Source organism: Saccharopolyspora hattusasensis, from assembly GCF_050972075.1.
Taxonomy (GTDB): domain Bacteria; phylum Actinomycetota; class Actinomycetes; order Mycobacteriales; family Pseudonocardiaceae; genus Saccharopolyspora; species Saccharopolyspora hattusasensis.
On record NZ_JBPCDC010000001.1, the window covers coordinates 6,168,326 to 6,185,024 of the forward strand.

Here is a 16,699-nt window from a genome sequence, read left to right on the forward strand (position 1 = left end):
CGGCCTGGTGAGCGTCTTCTTCCCGGTGGTGCGCCGAAAGTGGCTTGCCCGAAAGGCCTATTCACGGCGTGACGGCGACCGCTACGCGCGACCGATTCCGCCACACCGGAACTCGCAACCACTACTTCTGGTGACCATGTCATGTTCTACTCGTACCTGCGTGCCGGGGCCGGCCCGGAACGCTGAGGTACCGACCCGACGACACTCAGCGCAATCAGGGATAAAGAGATGACCGCCATGCCGCTGGAAACACTGGCGCAACTGGACGTACTGGCGCAGCAGACACAGGTGGGCACGGGAGGCATTCAGGGCTGGATCCTCGAAAACCTGCTGCCGCTGCTGCTGCTCACCGTCGCGATCCTGCTGCTGTGGCTGGGCGGCGGCAAGGGCGACAACGCGGGCGTCATGCGCCGCGTCGGCGGGGTGATCGTCGCGCTCGCGATCATCGGTCTCGCCGTCAACGGGGCGGGTGTCAACATCGGCACGTTCATCGCTGGCCTGTTCAGCACCAGCGGCGGGTGATCCGGCGTGCGAATACGGACCGACGACGAGATCTACCGGGTCGACGCGGTCTGGCTCGGCCCACCCAATGCGACCTTCCCGTGGCGGGCCCGCTACGTCGCCTGGGGCGTGGGGCTCGTGGTGTTCCTGATCGTGCTCGGGGTCGAGCGCCGGATGAACATCGGCTTCGGCTTCTTCTCCACCGCGTGGGCTGTGGTCATCACGGTCGTCGTCACCCGGATCATCTGCTCCCGGATCGGGCACGAACGCCCGCTGGGTGCGGTGCTGGTGATGTGGCTCCGCGAGCTCACCGCGCCCCGTGAGAAGACGTCCGGCGCTGGCGGCGCCGCCAGCGCGGCGCGGATCAGGGTGAAGGCGCAGCGGCCTCGGCCCAGGAAGAAGTCCAAGCGGGTTCGCCCGCAGCAGCCGCAGCAACCGCAGCGGCCCGCCCGGTCCAGGCAGCCGGCGGCCCGCGGCACGGTTCCCAGCAGGCGCACGCGTAGCAAGGAGGTTCGCGGTGTTCGGTCGCCGGCGAGGCCGTGAGCGCAACACGCACCAGGTTCCGGGTCCCCGCGGTTCGAACGGCAAGGTCCGCAGCGCCAGCGGAAAGCAGAGCAAACGCGGCCGCGGACCCAGCGACGAGCAGTCCATCCCGAACTACACGCCGTCGATCGCCGCGCGGTCGATCGACGGCCACGTGCTGCGCACCGGCCAGGACGTGTTCGCCTGGTACCGGCTTTCGCCGCAGCGCTGGTCCTTCCGCTCCGATTCACAGCGCCAGGACCTGATCGCCGCGATCGCCGGCCAGTACGCCGAACTGCAGGGCCGCTGGATGCACCTGCGCGTGACGAACCGGCCCTACCCGATCAGGATGTGGGCCGAGGCGCACGTGCACAACGCGCGCAACCCCATGCCTGACGCGCCCGGTGCGCTGTCCTTCGACGACTACATGGTCGGCGAGCAGCAGCAGCTGATGGGCCGTTCCATGGCGGAGAAAGAGGTCTACCTGGGCGTCCAGGTGCAGACCCGCAACGTGGTGGACCGCGCCGTCGAACGCGCCGCGCCGCTGCTGCGCCGGGTGTTCCCGGAAGCGGTGGACGCCGAACTCGTCGCACTGGACAGCGAGATCGAGCACCTGGACCAGGTGATCGGCTCGGCCGGGCTGGACGGGCGTCCGGTGAGCGCCGAGGAGATCTCCTGGCTGATGCACCGCTCGTGCTCGCTGGGCCTGCCCGCGCCGCGCAACCTGCCCGCGGTGCCCGGCGCTCCGTGGGAACCGGAGGACCTCGCGTCCTTCACCGACGCCTCCGACATGCACCAGGACCCGTACGCGCCGACCGTGACGGTGCGCGGCCGCACCGGCTCGAACGCGGGCGTCACCCGGCACCTCGCGGTGCTCACCGTCGGGCAGACCCACGGCCTGCAGATCCCGGAGATCGACGACCCCTGGGTGCAGCACTCCGACCGGCTGCCCGCGCCCGTCGAGTGGTCCGCGCGGATCTACGTGCGGCGCCCCGAAGACGTCGGCGGCGAGCTGCAGCGGCAGATGAACAAGGTGCGCTCCCAGGTGCGGCACTACACCGAGGAGCACGGCCTGGAGCCGCCGACCTCGCTGGCCCGGCAGGCGGGCCGGGTGCTAGAGGTCGACGACGAGATGACTTCCGGCTTCACCGCGCTGGCCACCCGGGTAAAATCCTGGTGGCGGCTGGCGGTTTCCGGCCCCACCGAGCGGGACGCGCTGCGGTTGGCGCAGCAGATCCTCGACCTGTACAAGCCGAAGGTCGCCATCGAGCACCCCGAAGCGCAGTACGCGATGGCCCGTGAATTCATCCCCGGCGAGCCGTTGGCCAACAGCGCCTACCTGCGCCGAGGATCGGTGGTATGGGCGGCTTCCGCGGTGCCGCAGGCGACCGCGGAGGTCGGCGACCGGCGTGGCGTCCTGCTCGGCGAGACCTGCACCGCGACCCGGCGCCCGGTGGCCTGGGACCCGTGGATGGCGCAGGAGATCCGCGACGCTTCCGGCCTGACCGCAATAGTCGCCGGGTTGGGTGGGGGCAAGGCGCTTGCCCTGGACACCCCGCTGCCCACACCGACTGGCTGGACCACGATGGGTGAGGTCAAGGTCGGCGATCAACTGCTGGGAATGAATGGCAAGCCGACTCGCGTGATCGCGGCAACCGACGTTTTGCTCGATCGTCCGTGTTATGACGTGGTGTTCGCGGATGGGTCAGTGATCCGCGCCGACGCGCAGCATCAATGGCTGACCCGGACGCGGAAGGACTGGAAGGCCCAGAACCGGCTAGCGGAACGACTTCGCCTGGCGGCCGCCACGATGCCGAGCCCGGAACCGCCTCCGGGTAGCTGCGCCTGCGGCTGTGGGCAGCCGACGAAGGTGTGGACTTACCGGCGCACCCCTGACGCCCGCAGCGATGGCACGGTCTACTATTCGCGTTTCGTTCGCGGGCACCAGCGCCGTGGTGAGATCTCGCTGGAGGTCAATCAGCGCCCCACGATCCATACGACCGCCGAGATCGCTGCGACGCTCAGTTCCGGCGGGCAGCGAAACCATGCGGTTCCGGTCGCAGCGGCGTTCGACCTGCCGGAAGCCGATTTGCCCGTCGAGCCGTACCTGCTTGGGGCGTGGCTCGGCGACGGCACCTCGTGTCGAGCGGCCATCACGGTCTTCGATCGTGAGATCATCGACGAGATCGAGTTTGCCGGCCAGGAGTGCCGGTATCGTCCGTCGCAACGGGATTACGGCTTGCCGGGTGCGGTGCAGCAGAATTTGCGGCGGATGGGCCTGCTGGACAACAAGCACATCCCGGCCGCCTACCTACGGGCATCCGAAAGGCAGCGCCGCGCGTTGCTCGCCGGTCTGCTCGATATGGATGGGTACTGCAAGCCGTCGGGTGGCATCGAGTTCTCCGTGACGAACCAGCGACTGGCTCGGGATGTTCACGAGTTGGTGCTGGGACTGGGATACCAGGCTCGGTTGCGCACGAAGCAGGTAACGGGGCGGCATCCGCACACCTCGACCGCCTACATCATCTCGTTCACCACCTCGGACAAGGTGTTCCGGCTCTCGCGGAAGCTGGCGCGGCTCAATCCGAGCATTCGGGACACGAACCGCTATCGCTACATCGCCGATGTAGTGCCGGTGGAATCTGTTCCGGTGCGTTGTGTCCAGGTGGATAACGCGGACCACATGTATCTGGCCGGGGAGACGTGCATCCCCACGCATAACTCCTTCCTCGGCGGCGGCACCGTCTACAAGACGCTGCGCTCCGGGGCGCACTGGACGCTGCTGGACCCGTCCGGACCGCTGGCCGCGCTGTGCGAGCTACCCGAGCTGCGGCCCTACGCCCGGCCGATCAACCTGCTCAACGCTCAGCCCGGCATCCTCAACCCGTACCGGGTGGTCGCCGAGCCGGAACTGGAGCACTTCGTCGACGAGGAAGACCCGGAGCGCAGCTGGCGCCGCGAGCGCGCGCTGGCCGCGGCCACCCGCCGCCGCCTGGTGCTCGACGTGCTGACCGGGCTGCTGCCGTACGAGGTGGCGCGGCTGCCGCAGACCCGGATCGTGCTGCTGCGCGCGGTCCGCGCCGTCGGCGGCCGGCCCGACGCCCACCCGGGCATGGTCTTCGAGGCGCTGCGCCGCGACGCGAGCGAACACCACGAGCACGCCGTGGTGGTGGCCGACTTCCTCGACGAGATCCGGGAGCGGATGTCGCTGCTGATCCCCGAGGTCAACGCCGACCCGTACTCCGAGCGCCGCGAGGACCGGCTCACGGTGCTGACCATGGCGGGCCTGACGCTGCCTAAGGACGGCGTCGGCCGGGAGCACTGGACCGACGCGGAGGCGCTTGGCGTCGAGATGCTCAACCTGGCCGCCTGGCTGACGCAGCGGTCGATCTACGAGCGGCCCAAGAACGAGCGCAAGGGCGTGTGGATCGACGAGGCGTTCTTCCTCTCCGAGGTGCCGACGGGCCGGGTGCTGATGAACCGGTTCGCCCGCGACTCCCGGAAGTGGAACGTCCGAGTCCTGCTGTCCAGCCAGATCCCGGCGGACTTCCTGCGCATCCAGGGCTTCGTTTCCCTACTGGACTCGGTGTTCATCGGGCGGCTGGACGACGAGCAGGCGCAGGCCGACGCGCTGCGGCTGCTCAAGGTGCCAGTCGGCGCCGGGTACGAACAGGTGGTGGCGGCGCTGGGCCGCCGCCCCGGCCCGGCCCGCAACGCCACCGAGCGGGACCACTCGCCGCGCCAGTTCATCTTCGGTGACGGGGCCGGTGGGGTGGAGAAGATCCGCATCGACTTCTCCGGCCCGCACCTGGAACACCTGCGTGACGCGCTGGACACCACGCCGTCCGCCGACGACCGCGTCGAACGCCGGGCCCTGCAGCCGGTCGACAACGGCGCGAACTCCGACTCCAGCGTCCCGGCGCTGCGCTCGGCCGAGGCGTACGCGGACGACTTCGAAACGTTCGACGAATTCGAGCTCGAAACCGTTGGCATCGGCTACACCGATGACGGCAGCGAGCGCTCGACCGGTCGGCCGGGCGAGCGGGGTGGAGAAGACGCGCGGTGAGCGGCGCAGTTCTGGTGACCGTGCTGGCCGCGGTGATCGTCATGGCCCTGCGACTTCGGCGGCGGCATGAGACCCGAACGCAATTTCAATGGAAATCGGACCTTCGATTTCCATTGAAATTGCGCACCGCACCCAAGCGCACCGCACCCAAGCGCACCGCACCCAAGCGCACCGCACCCAAGCGCACCGCACCCAAGCGCACCGCACCCAAGCGCACCGCACCCAAGCGCATCGCGCCCAAGCGCCGCGCGTTCGCGCTCGTCGCCGGGCTGATCGCGATCCACGCGCTGATCGGCACCCCGGCCTGGGGTCAGGGCTTCGACTGCAAGGAAGCACCCAACCCTGAGCGACCGGGCTCGGGCATGGTCGGAGCGCTGGATCCCGCGCCGATGGGTGTCGGGAATCCGGGCAGCGCCTACGACGAGGTCGGCTACGCAGGGCTGGTCTGGCACACCTACGACCTCGGCTGCGGCCCGCAGGGCGTGACCAATCCGAACGCGCTGGTCGACACTTGGCTCGGCAACGAGATGTTCAACGTCGCCAAGAATCTCGTCGGCGCCACCAACGGCCTCCACTACGCGCTGCTCAACGGCGACCTGATGGACCCGCTGGACGACGTCATCGCCACCGGCACCGTCGCGCTCTACGACAGCGTGTTCACCCCGTGGTTCGGGCTGGTCGCGCTGGTGCTGGCGATAGTGCTGTTCCGCTACATCTGGCAGGGCGACCTGGCCACGATCGGCAAGCGGGGCATGTGGGCGCTGGCGGGGCTTTGGTTCGCTTCCGCGACCTACCTGACGCCGCTGGTCTACACGCACGCGCTGGACGACGTGGTGATCACCGGGACCTCGGCGGTGCAGGCGGGGTTCCTGCGGGAGGTCGGCGTCGACGAGGCCAACGCGCTGCCGACGCTGCTGCACGACCAGGTCATCTACCGCAACTGGCTGCGTGGCGAGTTCGGCTCGCCCGACTCCCCGCAGGCCCAGCAGTTCGGCCGGGAGCTGCTGCGCGCGCAGGCGTGGACGAAGCAGGAGGTCAACGACGGGGCCGACGCCGGTTCACCGGAGCCGAAGAAGCAGGCTTTCGAGGACGTCGCCGGCAAGATGGGCAGTTCCTACGGCTACTTCCAGGGTGTCGACGGCAGCCGCGTCGGCTCCGGGGTGCTGGCCCTGGTGCAGGGCCTGTCCTACGCGGCGTTCCAGCTACTCGCGAAGGCGACGATCCTGCTCGCCCAGGTGCTGCTTCGGGTGCTGATCCTGGCCGGGCCGCTGATCGGGCTCGTTGCGCTGATCTACCACCAGGTGCTGCGCACCATCGGCCGGGTGGCCGGGGCCGCAGTGCTCAACGTGGTCATGATCTCGGCGCTGGCCGGGTTGCACACCCTGATCCTGACCTGGATCTTCGACCCGCTGCGCGGATTCTCGGCGCTGACCCAGATCCTGCTCGCCGCGCTGGTCACGGTGGTGTTCCTGCTGGTCGCCAAGCCGGTCCGGCGGATCGGCCAGATGGTCCAGCTGTCGGTGGGCACGGTCGGCCGCGCCATGCCGCGTGCCCCGCAGGGCTTGTTCGCCAAGTTCCGCGGGCGCGGGCGGTCGGAGGAAGAGGGCGGCAACTTCTGGGACCAGGTGCGCGACATGGATCCCGACGAGGAGCACGGGACGCCGCAGCGCGGCCGCCGGCGGAGCCGGCCGGAGGCACAACACATGTCGGTCGCGGCGACCGCGCAGCGGTTGGACCGCGACGCGCCGGCCGCGGTGGCGGCGGGCGCGGTGGCGGCGGGCGCGGGAACCGCGTTGCCCGCCGGAGGCGCGGCGCGCCGACCAGGCGGAGCGGCGGCGCTGCCGGAGGCACGGAGCACGAGCCGGGTGGTCGATACCAATCCGGTGGCGGATGCCAAATGGGATGGAATGGACGAAGATCCGGTGCTGATCCCGTCGCGCACGGCCGGTTCCCCGGTTCCCGGACCGCCGGAACAACCGGCACCGCGCCGAGCGGAGATGGAGGTCGTGGCCGGCCGTCCGGTCTACGTGGTCTACCGGCCTTCCCGAGGGCTGGAGGTAGCCGATGGCTGAGCGGAAGAGGGGTAGCTGATGCCGATCCGGACGCATCGCGGCCGGGCCGCGGTGTACCGCAGGCTGTGGGGCTGGCCGTTGCGCTCGCCGAAGCACCTGGCGACTGCGGTGATCGCGCTCGCCGTGGTGGCTACTGCCATCGGTTTCCTGCTGCCCGAGCCGCCGCCGAGCGGGAACATGGCCGCCCCCCGCGCCTCCGCGTCCCAGCGCTCGGCGGTGGTGCCGCCGCCGACCCGGACGAAGTCGCCGCCGACGATCACGGTGCCGCAGGCCGCCCCGGCGCCGGTCGCCCCCGACCCGGCCGGGCTGGCCGTCGTCGAGCAGTGGGGCAAGGCGTGGGTGGACCACCCGGTCGGCGCCGACCGCCAGCAATGGCTGGACAAGCTGCGCCCGTACACGACGGACGAGTTCCTCACCGAGATGGCGTCGGTGGATCCGAGCAACGCGGGCAACGTGATCACCGGCGCGATCACCGCGGTCAGTTCCACCGGGGGCTCGATGGTGGTGCGGTTGCCAACCGACATCGGCGCGCTCTCGGTGACCGTGAACAAGACCCCTGCCGGTTGGCGAGTCGCCCAGTACGACAAGGAAGGTTGACATGCGGAAGCTCGTGGTTGCGTTCGTCGTGCTCGCGGGTTTCGCAGGTCTGATCGGCGTCGGCGCGGTGACCGCCCTGCTGGTCGGCAGCGGTGGGCGGGGCGCGGGTTGGTCCAACTGCAGCGCAGACCTGGGGCCGTGGGGCGATGGCGCGGGCCGCGGCGAGCGGGACGCCGCGGCGCTGTCCGGCGAATCGATCGCCATCGCCAAGCGCATCATCGAGATCGGCAAGCAGCGCGGCCTGCCGCCGCGGGCCTGGCAGATCGCGATCCAGGCGGGCAAGACCGAGTCGAACCTGGTCAACGTGTTCCACGGCGACCGGGACTCGCTGGGCATCTTCCAGATGCGGCCGTCCATGGGCTGGGGCTCGGCCCAGCAGGTCACCGACGTGGACTATGCGATCAACAAGTTCTACGACGTGCTGCTCGCGGTGCCTCGCTGGGAGGAGATGCGGCCGGGCGACGCCTCCCAGCGGGTGGAGCGGTCGGCGTTCCCGCTGCGTTATCACAAATGGGAGCCGATGGCCGCGCACCTGGTGAGCGTGGAGGGCAACGTCGAGGGCATCAGCGCCTGCCAGGACCTGCCCAGCGCTGGCGTGCTGGCCAGCCAGGCGATCCAGTACGCCCAGACCCAGCTCGGCAAGCCGTACGTGTGGGGCGCGGCGGGGCCGCACGCCTTCGACTGCTCGGGCTTGACGCAGCAGGCCTGGAAGGCGGCCGGGGTGGAGATCCCGAAGTACTCGCAGAGCCAGTACTTCCAGGGCGGCGCGCACGTCCCGCTGGCCCAGGCGCAGCCCGGTGACCTGGTGTTCTGGGGGTACGGCCGGGATCCGAACGGAATCCACCACGTGGCGCTGTACCTGGGCGACAACGAGGTCCTGCACGCGCCGCAGCCCGGCGAGTCCGTCGAGGTGACGAAGTTGTGGGACGGCGGCCAGTTGCTGCCCACGGTGGTCCGCCCGGCCGCCGATCCGGCGCCGTCGAGCGGGGCTGGATCCTCGACGAGCGAGCCCGCGCCGCCTGCCGGGACCGCGTCGCGCGAGCCCGGTGCGCCCGCCGACACGCCGTCGCCGGGCGCGCCCGCTCCTGCCGCCGGGGGTGCGCGGTAGGTAAGAATGGCGGCGGCCTGCTGTCCTTCGGAAAGGGTTGATCATGTTCACGCCGGACCCGATTCCGTGGCCGTCTCGTCCGCCCGCATCGAGCACGCCGCTCGGGGACTACCTGACCAGGCAGCCCCGGCCCGGGGTGGACGCCGGGTACGCGGTGCTGCCGCGATCGCTGGCCGAGGCCATGCCGCTGCCGTGGCAGCAGCAGATGAGCAACCTGCTGGCGGAGTTCCACCAGGCCTTCGGGCACCTGCAGTGGCCCGTGTACCGGGTGGTGCCGTCCCGCTACGAGCGCCTGGTGGACCTCGACGACGACCAGCTCGCCGAGGTCGGGTGCACCGTGGAGGTCGGCGACAACGGCGACCTGGAGTACCGGATGCGGGATGGTCGCCGCATCGACAACCCGGAGAACCACCAGGTGCTGGTGTCCTGCTTGGACCCGATCCTGCGGCAGGACCCCGGCGGCCAGCAGCCGATGCCGGCCGCGCCTCCCCCGCCGGCCTGGTGAGGTTGGGACATACCGGTCGTGTCGCGGCCCGGAGCGTGACAGGTGCGCGCTGTCGTGCGAGGCTCGACGCATGGGCGGCGGAAGTTGGTACTTCTGTTTGAAGCATCGGCGGGTGGAGCCGAAGGCCGGTTGCCGGGCTGCTGAGCGCCTGGGGCCGTACCCGGACCGGGAGACCGCTGCTCGCGCGCTGGAGATAGCCGAGGAGCGGACCAAAGCGGCCGACGACGCCGACCGGCGCTGGAACAGCGAGGACTGAGCTCGTGGCGGCGGCGGGGATCCCACCGGGTGGCACCGTAGCTGCCGCCGCCTTACCGACCGGTCGGAGTCGGCCGGAACTGGGCTTGGACTTCTCGGCGATCCGCGCCGAGCTGGGGCTGCCCGTCGACTATCCGACCGCCGCGCTCGCCGAGGTGGAGCAGACCGTCGCGCAGCCGGTGCCCACCGGGGCACGGGTGGACGCCACCGACCTGCCGCTGGTGACGGTCGACCCGCCCGGCTCCAAGGACCTCGACCAGGCGGTGCTGGTCCGCCGCCGGCGCAGCGGCTTCCGCATCCACTACGCGATCGCCGACGTCGCCGCTTTCGTGCTGCCCGGTGGCGCGCTGGACGTCGAGGCGCGGCGGCGCGGGCAGACCCTCTACCTGCCGGACGGCAACGTTCCGCTGCACCCGACGCGGTTGTCCGAAGACGCCGCGAGCCTGTTGCCGGGCCAGGTGCGCGCGGCCGTGTTGTGGACGATCGACCTGGATTCCGACGGGCTGCCGGTGCGCGTCGACGTCCGGCGGGCGCTGGTGCGGTCGGTCGCGCAGCTGGACTACGACGGCGTGCAGCGTTCGCTGCGGCACGGCGACCCGCATCCTTCGATCGCGCTGCTTCCCGAGGTCGGGCGGCTGCGCCGGGAGCAGGCGGTGCTGCGCGGCGCGATAGAGCTCGGCCTGCCGGAGCAGCAGGTGGAATCCGACGGTGCGGGCGGCTGGCGGCTGGTGCTGCGGCCACGTCTCGTGGTCGAGGAATGGAACGCGGAGATCTCCTTGCTCACCGGCATGTGCGCGGCGGAGATGATGCTGTCGGCCGGGATCGGCGTGCTACGCACGGTGCCCGACCCCGAGCCGGAAACGGTCGCCGGTCTGCGCCGTTCGGCGAGCAGGCTCGGCGTGCACTGGCCGGTGGATACCCCACCCGCAGCCGCGCTCGCGAGGCTCAACCCGATCAAGCCGGAGGCACTGGCAGTACACGTGGCGGCGACCCGCCTGCTGCGCGGCGCGGGCTACACGGCCTTCGGCGACGGGGCGCCTGCGAAGGCCAACCACGCGGGCATCGGAGCCTCGTATGCGCACGTGACGGCCCCGCTGCGCCGGTTGGTCGACCGCTACAGCGCCGAGGTGTGCCTGGCGGTGGCATCGGACCGGGAAGTACCGGAATGGGTGCGGGCGGCGTTGGCGGAGCTGCCGTCGGCGATGGGCAGCTCCGACCGGATGGCCGGGCAGGTGGAGCGCGCCTGCATCGCCCAGACACAGGCCTGGTCGCTGGCGTCGCGGGTCGGTGAGGAGTTCGCCGCGACGGTGCTGCGCGTGCCGAATGGTTCGGCGGGCGAGGTGTTCGTGGCCGATCCGCCGGTCATCGCGCGGTGCACCGGCAGCGGGCTCGGCGAGGGCCAGCAGGTCAGGGTGCGGCTCGTCGAGGCCGACCCGGCGCGCCGCGACGTCGCGTTCGAAGTGGCTTGACGCACACCCCGTGGCGCATTCGTGTCTCCGGGTCGATTGTGGAATTCGCATGGTCGACGGCGACGAAAGGGGCCCGGCGTGGCTGAGGTGCGGGAGATGACGGTCGGGGTGCTGGGCGGCACCGGGGCGCAGGGGCGCGGGCTGGCGATCCGGTGGGCGAAGGCGGGCCTGAAGGTCGTGATCGGCTCGCGCAATGCCGAGCGTGCCCAGCAGGCGGCGGCCGAGATCGTCGAGATCGCTGGTGGCGACGTTTCGGGCCAGGGCAACGCCGGGTGCGCGGCGGCCTCGGACATCGTGCTGGCCGCGGTGCCCTGGGAGGGCCACGCGGACCTGCTCAAGTCCCTGCAGGCGGAGCTCGCCGACAAGATCGTGATCGACTGCGTCAACCCGCTCGGCTTCGACAAGACGGGCCCGTACGCGCTGCCGGTGCCGGAGGGCAGCGCGGCGCAGCAGGCGGCGCGGCTGCTGCCGGAGTCGCGGGTGACGGCGGCGTTCCACCACGTCTCCGCGGTGACCCTGGCCGATCTCGCGGTCGGCCACGTGGACCTGGACGTCCTGGTGCTCGGCGACGACCGCGAGGCCACCGACGTGGTCCGCGAGTTGGCCGGCGTGATTCCGGGCGTGCGCGGCATCTACGGCGGACGCCTGCGCAACGCCCACCAGGTGGAGGCGTTCACGGCGAACCTGATCGCGATCAACCGCCGCTACAAGGCCCACGCGGGCCTCCGCATCACCGACGTCTGAACTCGCGCGGCGAGTGCAATTTCGCGAGAAATTGACCTCGCCCGGGGTGACCACCACTCGGCTGCATCGGCTGCGCACAGTCACCGCCGCCTGGGATTGGCACAATTTCGCGAGAAATTGCGCAGGCCCCGGGTGACGCCGGTCGTCGGTTCTCGCGAAATTGTCCGTCGCGCCCCGGGGCGGCACCCTGAGCGGCGGAGGTGGTCGTAGTGCTGCCGGACGAGGCGAGCAGTTGGAGCGATGACGAGCGGGAGCGGGCGGACGCCCTGCTCGACGGGCATACCGTCGTGGTCAACGTGCGCAAGGGCGGCCCGCACAAGCACCTGGTGCCGTGGCTGGAGGAGCAGGGCCTGCTGACCTACGTCGGGCACGCCGGCCCGCGGCACCACTGGCCGGATTCGGAGTTCGCCAGCCCGTTCCTGAAGGAGGCCAAGGTCGATCGCGAGGGGATGGTCCGGCACTACGAGAAGTGGCTGGACGAGCAGCCGAACCTGCTCACGAAGCTGCGCGAGGGCGAGTTGAGCGGGCGCGCGCTGGGCTGCTGGTGCGCGCCCAAGCCCTGCCACGCCGACGTCCTCGCCCACCGAGCGGGCTGAAACAGAGTGAGGTGAGGGACACCCTTGAGCGGCATAGTCGACGGCATAGTCGCGCAAGGGTGCCCCTCACCTCGGCGAGGAGCGAGCGGCGAGCGGGGCCTGACGCTGCCGGACGAGCTGCGGGCCCGCGTCGAGCAGGCCCGCAGCGCCGCCGACGGTCAGGGCGTCGCCTGATCACATCTCGGCGCGCCGCCCGCCGTCCACCGTCCAGGCGGCCCCGGTGACGTAGGAAGCCTTGGGGGACAGCAGGAATGCCGCGACCGCGGCCAGTTCCGCCGGGTCGCCGGACCGTCGCAGGGCCGCAGCTTGCTCGGCTTGCTCCAGCGCCTTCGGGTTCCCGGCGGCGAGTTGGCGGGAGCGCTCGGTGTCGAAGCGCCCCGGCAGCAGCGCGTTGACCCGCACGCCGCGCGGCCCGATCTCGTTGGCGAGGTCCTTCACGAAGCCCTGCGTCGCGGGCCGGGCGACGTTCGAGCTGGCCAGCCCGGTCAGCGGCTCCGCGCCGGAGGTGGAGGTTAGCACCACGATCGAGCCGCCCTCGCCGAGCTCCGCGGCGACCTCGCGGGCGATCCGGATCGGGGCGATCGCGGCGATCTCCAGGCCGCGGCGCAGCGTGTCGTCGTCGAGCGAGCTGGGCAGCCCGGCGGGCGGTCCGCCGTGGCTGACGAACAGCCCGTCCAGCCGCCCGAACTGCTCGCGCGCGTAGTCGATCAGGCGGCGCGGGGTGGCGGGGTCGGTGAGGTCGACGGCGAGCCCGCGGGCGTGGTCGCCGAGCGCTGCGACAGCGGCGGCGGTGTTGTCCTCGGAGGAAGACGACACGACGACGTCGGCGCCTTCATCGACCAGCGCCCGCGCGGTGGCGAAACCGAGCCCCTTGCTGGCGCCGGTGACGAGGAAGCAGCGTCCGGAAAGATCGAGATCCATGCCCGGAACCCTAATCCGCGCCCGACTCCACCCGGAACCCTCCACGATCCGGAACCAGGTTCCCGCGCGGTTTCCATTGAAACTGCGAGGGAATCCGCTGACCGTGCTCGTCCATTTGCTGGGAAACCGTTCACGAAACGTGTCAAAACGTTCCGTGAGCAGATGACTTGCGCCACCCGCGTTGACCATCGGGAGAAGACTGGTGGCCTTCACGCTTCCTCGACCACTGCCAGCACGAACGCTGGTCTGACACGGTCTCCATGTGCGTTTGGCCTTACGGCCGGTTCCCACGCAACTCGCGGTACCTGACGTGTTTCACCTGCCGCCGCAGGAAAACCGCTGACCGGGCTTGGCTTTCGCTCGGTCAGCAAGCAACACACTACACCACGCTCTGTCACACATTGACACAAGCTCCGGAACTGTCAGTAACCCCGGTTTCAACTGAAACCGGGGTTCTCGCGGGGCCTAGGGTGGGGGTATGGCCAAAGCAGAGTTCGGGGCGGAGACCTCGACGCGGGGCGAGTGGGTGCGGCAGGCGAACCGGTTCACCGAGCGGATCACCGCGGACGGCTCGTCTGGGTGGAAGGTGCAGCCGGATCGGTACCGGCTGGTGGTGAGCCTGGCCTGCCCGTGGGCGCACCGGTCGGTGATCGTCCGCCGCCTGCTGGGGTTGGAGGACGTGCTGTCGCTGGGGGTCGTCGACCCGATCCGCGACGAGCGCGGCTGGCGCTTCACCCTCGATCCGCAGGGCGTGGACCCGGTGACCGGGATTGCCTTCCTGTCCGAGGCGTACCTGGCCGCCGATCCCGAGTTCACCGGCCGCTACACGGTTCCCGCCGTCCTGGACGTCGCCGAGCGCAAGGTCGTCACCAACGACTACCCGCAGCTCACCCTCGACCTGTCCACGGAATGGGTCGCGTACCACCGCGACGGCGCACCGCAGCTGTACCCGGAGCACCTGCGCGCGGAGATCGACGAGATCAACGCGGTGGTGTACGCCGATGTCAACAACGGCGTCTACCGCTGCGGTTTCGCTACCTCGCAGCAGGCGTACGAGGAGGCCTACGAGCGGCTCTTCGCCCGCCTGGACTGGCTTTCCGAGCGCTTGGCGGACCGCCGCTATCTGGTCGGCGACGCGATCACCGAGGCCGACGTCCGGCTGTTCACCACGCTGGTCCGATTCGACGCCGCCTACCACGGCCACTTCAAGTGCAACCGCCAGAAGCTCACCGAGATGCCGGTCCTGTGGGCGTACGCGCGGGACCTGTTCCAGACGCCGGGGTTCGGCGAGACGGTCGACTTCGACCACATCAAGCGCCACTACTACGCGACGCACCACCAGATCAACCCAACCGGAATCGTCCCGGTGGGCCCGGATCTCGCGGGCTGGGGCACACCGCACGGCCGAGAAGCCCTGGGCGGCAAGCCCTTCGGCACCGGGACACCACCTGGGATCTTCACCTAAACGGCGTCAGCCACTTGCGGTGCGGGACTCAGCTTGCACCGCTGCGGGTTCTCAAGTCCTTAAGCGGCCGATCGGGTGGTGCTGGGCTGAAGGCGGGATTCCGGTTCTCGGCCGTTCTACGGTCGAGAACATGCTCGGCCAAGGTCGTTCGACGCCTGCGGAGCCCGCGCAGTGGCATGTGCGGGTGCTCGACGCACGGTCGGATGTCTTGCTGGGCACGGGGTTCCTGCTGCACGGCGAGTACGTCCTGACCTGCGCGCACGTGATCGGCGATCGGTCCGAGGTGCGGTTGGACTTCCCGCTCGGAGCCGGGGATCAGGTCCGCGCCGGGCGAACCGGCTTCGATGGGGACGAGGCCGAGGCGGGACGCGACATCGCGTTGCTGCGGCTGGCCGAGCCTCGGCACAGCTCCTGGTCGGCGCCGCTGGTCGAACGCGCCGAGCTGCAGCGCCGCACGAGCGTCTGGTGCTACGGGCACTCCGCGCGGCACCCCAACGGGAGGTGGGTGGAGCTGGCGGTCGCCGGCCGGGTGGGCGGCGGGCTCGTGCAGCTGTTCACCGAGCCGACCGCCCGCAACGTCGAGGTGGGCTTCAGCGGAGCCGCGGTGCTCGACGGCCGCGACGAGGCGGTCCTCGGCATGGTGGTGCTGAAGTCCGACGACGGCCACCCGCAGGGTTTGGCGTGGATGATCCCGATGCGCACGATCCTCGATCAGCTCCCGGACTTCCGGGCCGCGGTCGTCGAGGATCCGCCTCGGCGCGGTACTGCCCGGCGGTTGGACCAGTTCGATTCGCGGATCCATGACCTGGCGCACGTCGAGTGCAGCGTGGTCGGGCTGCGCCGCGGCATCTACCGGGGAACGTCGAGCTCCACCGGCTCGCAGGGGCTTTCCAACTCGCTGCGCGTCAAGCTGGCGGGTTTCCGCCGGAAGGCGGCGGAAACCCCGGACGACGTGTCGCACCGGGAACTGGACGGGTTTGATCGCGACCTGACCGCGGCGCGCGATCTCGCCGACGCCGAACGCACCAGGTTGGAGGAGGTCGGCGCGCGCTTGGAGCAGCCCGAAGAGGTCGGCGCGCGGTGCCGCCGCCCGGACTGCCCCGGCGATCCCGGGCGAATCGACGAGACCGGCTTCTGCGAGGCCTGCTTCCGCCGCCCGCAGGCCGAGCCGCCCACGCGCGATGGTGCAGCGGTGTGGAAGTGCGCGGGGTTCGTGGAGTTGCCGAAGCTGGCGTTCCCCGCGTCGGACCGCCCGGTCGACGCGGATTCGCCCACGCCCCGGCTGGAGAAGGACACCTGGGTCGGCCGCGGGCGATACCAGGTGCTGCGTTACCTGGCGAAGGGCGGCTACGGCGAGATCTACGTGGCGCACGACAACAACCTCAAGCGCGACGTGGCGCTCAAGGCGTTGAGTGACCGGGACGACGACCACGGCGCGGGACTGCGTTCGGAGGCCTGGTACCTGACCCGCCTCGAACACCGGAACCTGGTGCGGGCGCACGACTTCTTCCAGTATCCGGAGGTTTCGACCGGCACCGGGCCGGTCGACTACATCGCGATGGATTACGTCCCGGGCGTGCCGCTGAGCGAACTGGCGAACCTGCCGCGGAACAGGCATGATCCGCCGCTCGTCGCGGAAATCCTCGCCTACGGCTGCGAAATTCTCGACGTCGTCGAGTTCCTGCACCAGAGCGGGCTCCGCTACACCGACATGAAGCCGGAGAATGTGATCCGCAGCGGCGACCGCATCGTGCTGGTGGACCTGGGCGGCGTGTGGGACGGCCGACGGCGCGCTCGCCGACCGGCGCTCACCCGGGGTTTCTACCCGGGACCGGGTTCCGGCGGGTTCCGGCCGTCGGTTGCCACGGACCTGTACGG

Annotated in this window: 14 protein-coding genes and 1 pseudogene; 14 read left to right on the plus strand and 1 reads right to left on the minus strand. The window is 70.5% G+C overall.

Features of this window, described 5'->3' with window-relative positions; all coding sequences use genetic code 11:
- The first annotated feature begins 228 nt into the window (after positions 1–228).
- From ACRXBZ_RS29610 to ACRXBZ_RS29665, 12 genes are all read left to right on the plus strand, one after another.
- The gene (locus tag ACRXBZ_RS29610; RefSeq protein ID WP_010695437.1) at positions 229–522 is read left to right on the plus strand and encodes a hypothetical protein; all 294 of its coding nucleotides are present in this window, start codon (positions 229–231) and stop codon (positions 520–522) included.
- A gap of 6 nt (positions 523–528) precedes the next feature.
- Positions 529–1,044, plus strand: coding sequence for a hypothetical protein (locus ACRXBZ_RS29615; RefSeq protein WP_433881860.1), 516 nt, complete (start codon positions 529–531; stop codon positions 1,042–1,044).
- A complete protein-coding gene (locus tag ACRXBZ_RS29620) occupies positions 1,019–5,089 on the plus strand; it encodes an ATP-binding protein (RefSeq protein WP_433881861.1) in 4,071 nt (1,356 codons plus the stop codon). The genes ACRXBZ_RS29615 and ACRXBZ_RS29620 overlap by 26 nt, the downstream gene beginning before the upstream one ends.
- The gene (locus ACRXBZ_RS29625; protein WP_433881862.1) at positions 5,086–7,161 is read left to right on the plus strand and encodes a hypothetical protein; all 2,076 of its coding nucleotides are present in this window, start codon (positions 5,086–5,088) and stop codon (positions 7,159–7,161) included. The genes ACRXBZ_RS29620 and ACRXBZ_RS29625 overlap by 4 nt, the downstream gene beginning before the upstream one ends.
- 18 nt (positions 7,162–7,179) lie before the next feature.
- Positions 7,180–7,758, plus strand: a complete 579-nt coding sequence (locus ACRXBZ_RS29630; RefSeq protein WP_433881863.1) for a hypothetical protein — start codon at positions 7,180–7,182, stop codon at positions 7,756–7,758.
- Position 7,759: 1 nt separating this feature from the next.
- Complete coding sequence (locus ACRXBZ_RS29635) at positions 7,760–8,866, plus strand: C40 family peptidase (RefSeq protein ID WP_433881864.1); 1,107 nt, start codon at positions 7,760–7,762, stop codon at positions 8,864–8,866.
- 43 nt (positions 8,867–8,909) lie between these two features.
- Entirely contained in the window at positions 8,910–9,371 is a 462-nt protein-coding gene (locus ACRXBZ_RS29640) for a hypothetical protein (protein WP_433881865.1), read from the plus strand.
- 112 nt (positions 9,372–9,483) lie between these two features.
- A complete protein-coding gene (locus ACRXBZ_RS29645; RefSeq protein WP_397544966.1) occupies positions 9,484–9,627 on the plus strand; it encodes a hypothetical protein in 144 nt (47 codons plus the stop codon).
- A gap of 4 nt (positions 9,628–9,631) precedes the next feature.
- Positions 9,632–11,095 (plus strand): RNB domain-containing ribonuclease, encoded by a 1,464-nt coding sequence (locus ACRXBZ_RS29650; RefSeq protein WP_433881866.1) that lies wholly within the window; start codon positions 9,632–9,634, stop codon positions 11,093–11,095.
- A gap of 78 nt (positions 11,096–11,173) precedes the next feature.
- Positions 11,174–11,839 carry an NADPH-dependent F420 reductase gene (gene npdG / locus ACRXBZ_RS29655; protein ID WP_433881867.1) on the plus strand — a complete coding sequence of 222 codons (666 nt, stop codon included), beginning with the start codon at positions 11,174–11,176 and terminating at the stop codon, positions 11,837–11,839.
- A 209-nt stretch (positions 11,840–12,048) separates the two neighbouring features.
- A complete protein-coding gene (locus tag ACRXBZ_RS29660; RefSeq protein WP_433881868.1) occupies positions 12,049–12,435 on the plus strand; it encodes a DUF4326 domain-containing protein in 387 nt (128 codons plus the stop codon).
- A gap of 24 nt (positions 12,436–12,459) precedes the next feature.
- Positions 12,460–12,609: a hypothetical protein gene (locus ACRXBZ_RS29665; RefSeq protein ID WP_433881869.1), complete on the plus strand. Its 150-nt coding sequence runs from the start codon at positions 12,460–12,462 to the stop codon at positions 12,607–12,609.
- Here ACRXBZ_RS29665 and ACRXBZ_RS29670 read toward each other — a convergent pair whose 3' ends face one another.
- Positions 12,610–13,356 (minus strand): SDR family NAD(P)-dependent oxidoreductase, encoded by a 747-nt coding sequence (locus ACRXBZ_RS29670; protein ID WP_433881870.1) that lies wholly within the window; start codon positions 13,354–13,356, stop codon positions 12,610–12,612.
- A gap of 478 nt (positions 13,357–13,834) precedes the next feature.
- On the opposite strand from ACRXBZ_RS29670, the gene ACRXBZ_RS29675 reads away from it, so the two are divergent.
- Positions 13,835–14,821, plus strand: coding sequence for a glutathione S-transferase family protein (locus ACRXBZ_RS29675; RefSeq protein WP_433881871.1), 987 nt, complete (start codon positions 13,835–13,837; stop codon positions 14,819–14,821).
- A 130-nt stretch (positions 14,822–14,951) separates the two neighbouring features.
- Positions 14,952–16,580, plus strand: a pseudogene (locus ACRXBZ_RS29680) (protein kinase domain-containing protein); the annotation flags it as partial.
- Positions 16,581–16,699: the final 119 nt, after the last annotated feature.

Excerpts from the sequence above, each read along its gene's own strand:
- ACRXBZ_RS29610 (WP_010695437.1), top strand. The coding sequence starts at position 229 with ATGACCGCCATGCCGCTGGAAACACTGGCGCAACTGGACGTACTGGCG.
- ACRXBZ_RS29630 (WP_433881863.1), top strand. The coding sequence starts at position 7,180 with ATGCCGATCCGGACGCATCGCGGCCGGGCCGCGGTGTACCGCAGGCTG.
- ACRXBZ_RS29635 (WP_433881864.1), top strand. The coding sequence starts at position 7,760 with ATGCGGAAGCTCGTGGTTGCGTTCGTCGTGCTCGCGGGTTTCGCAGGT.
- ACRXBZ_RS29640 (WP_433881865.1), top strand. The coding sequence starts at position 8,910 with ATGTTCACGCCGGACCCGATTCCGTGGCCGTCTCGTCCGCCCGCATCG.
- ACRXBZ_RS29670 (WP_433881870.1), bottom strand. The coding sequence starts at position 13,356 with ATGGATCTCGATCTTTCCGGACGCTGCTTCCTCGTCACCGGCGCCAGC.
- ACRXBZ_RS29675 (WP_433881871.1), top strand. The coding sequence starts at position 13,835 with ATGGCCAAAGCAGAGTTCGGGGCGGAGACCTCGACGCGGGGCGAGTGG.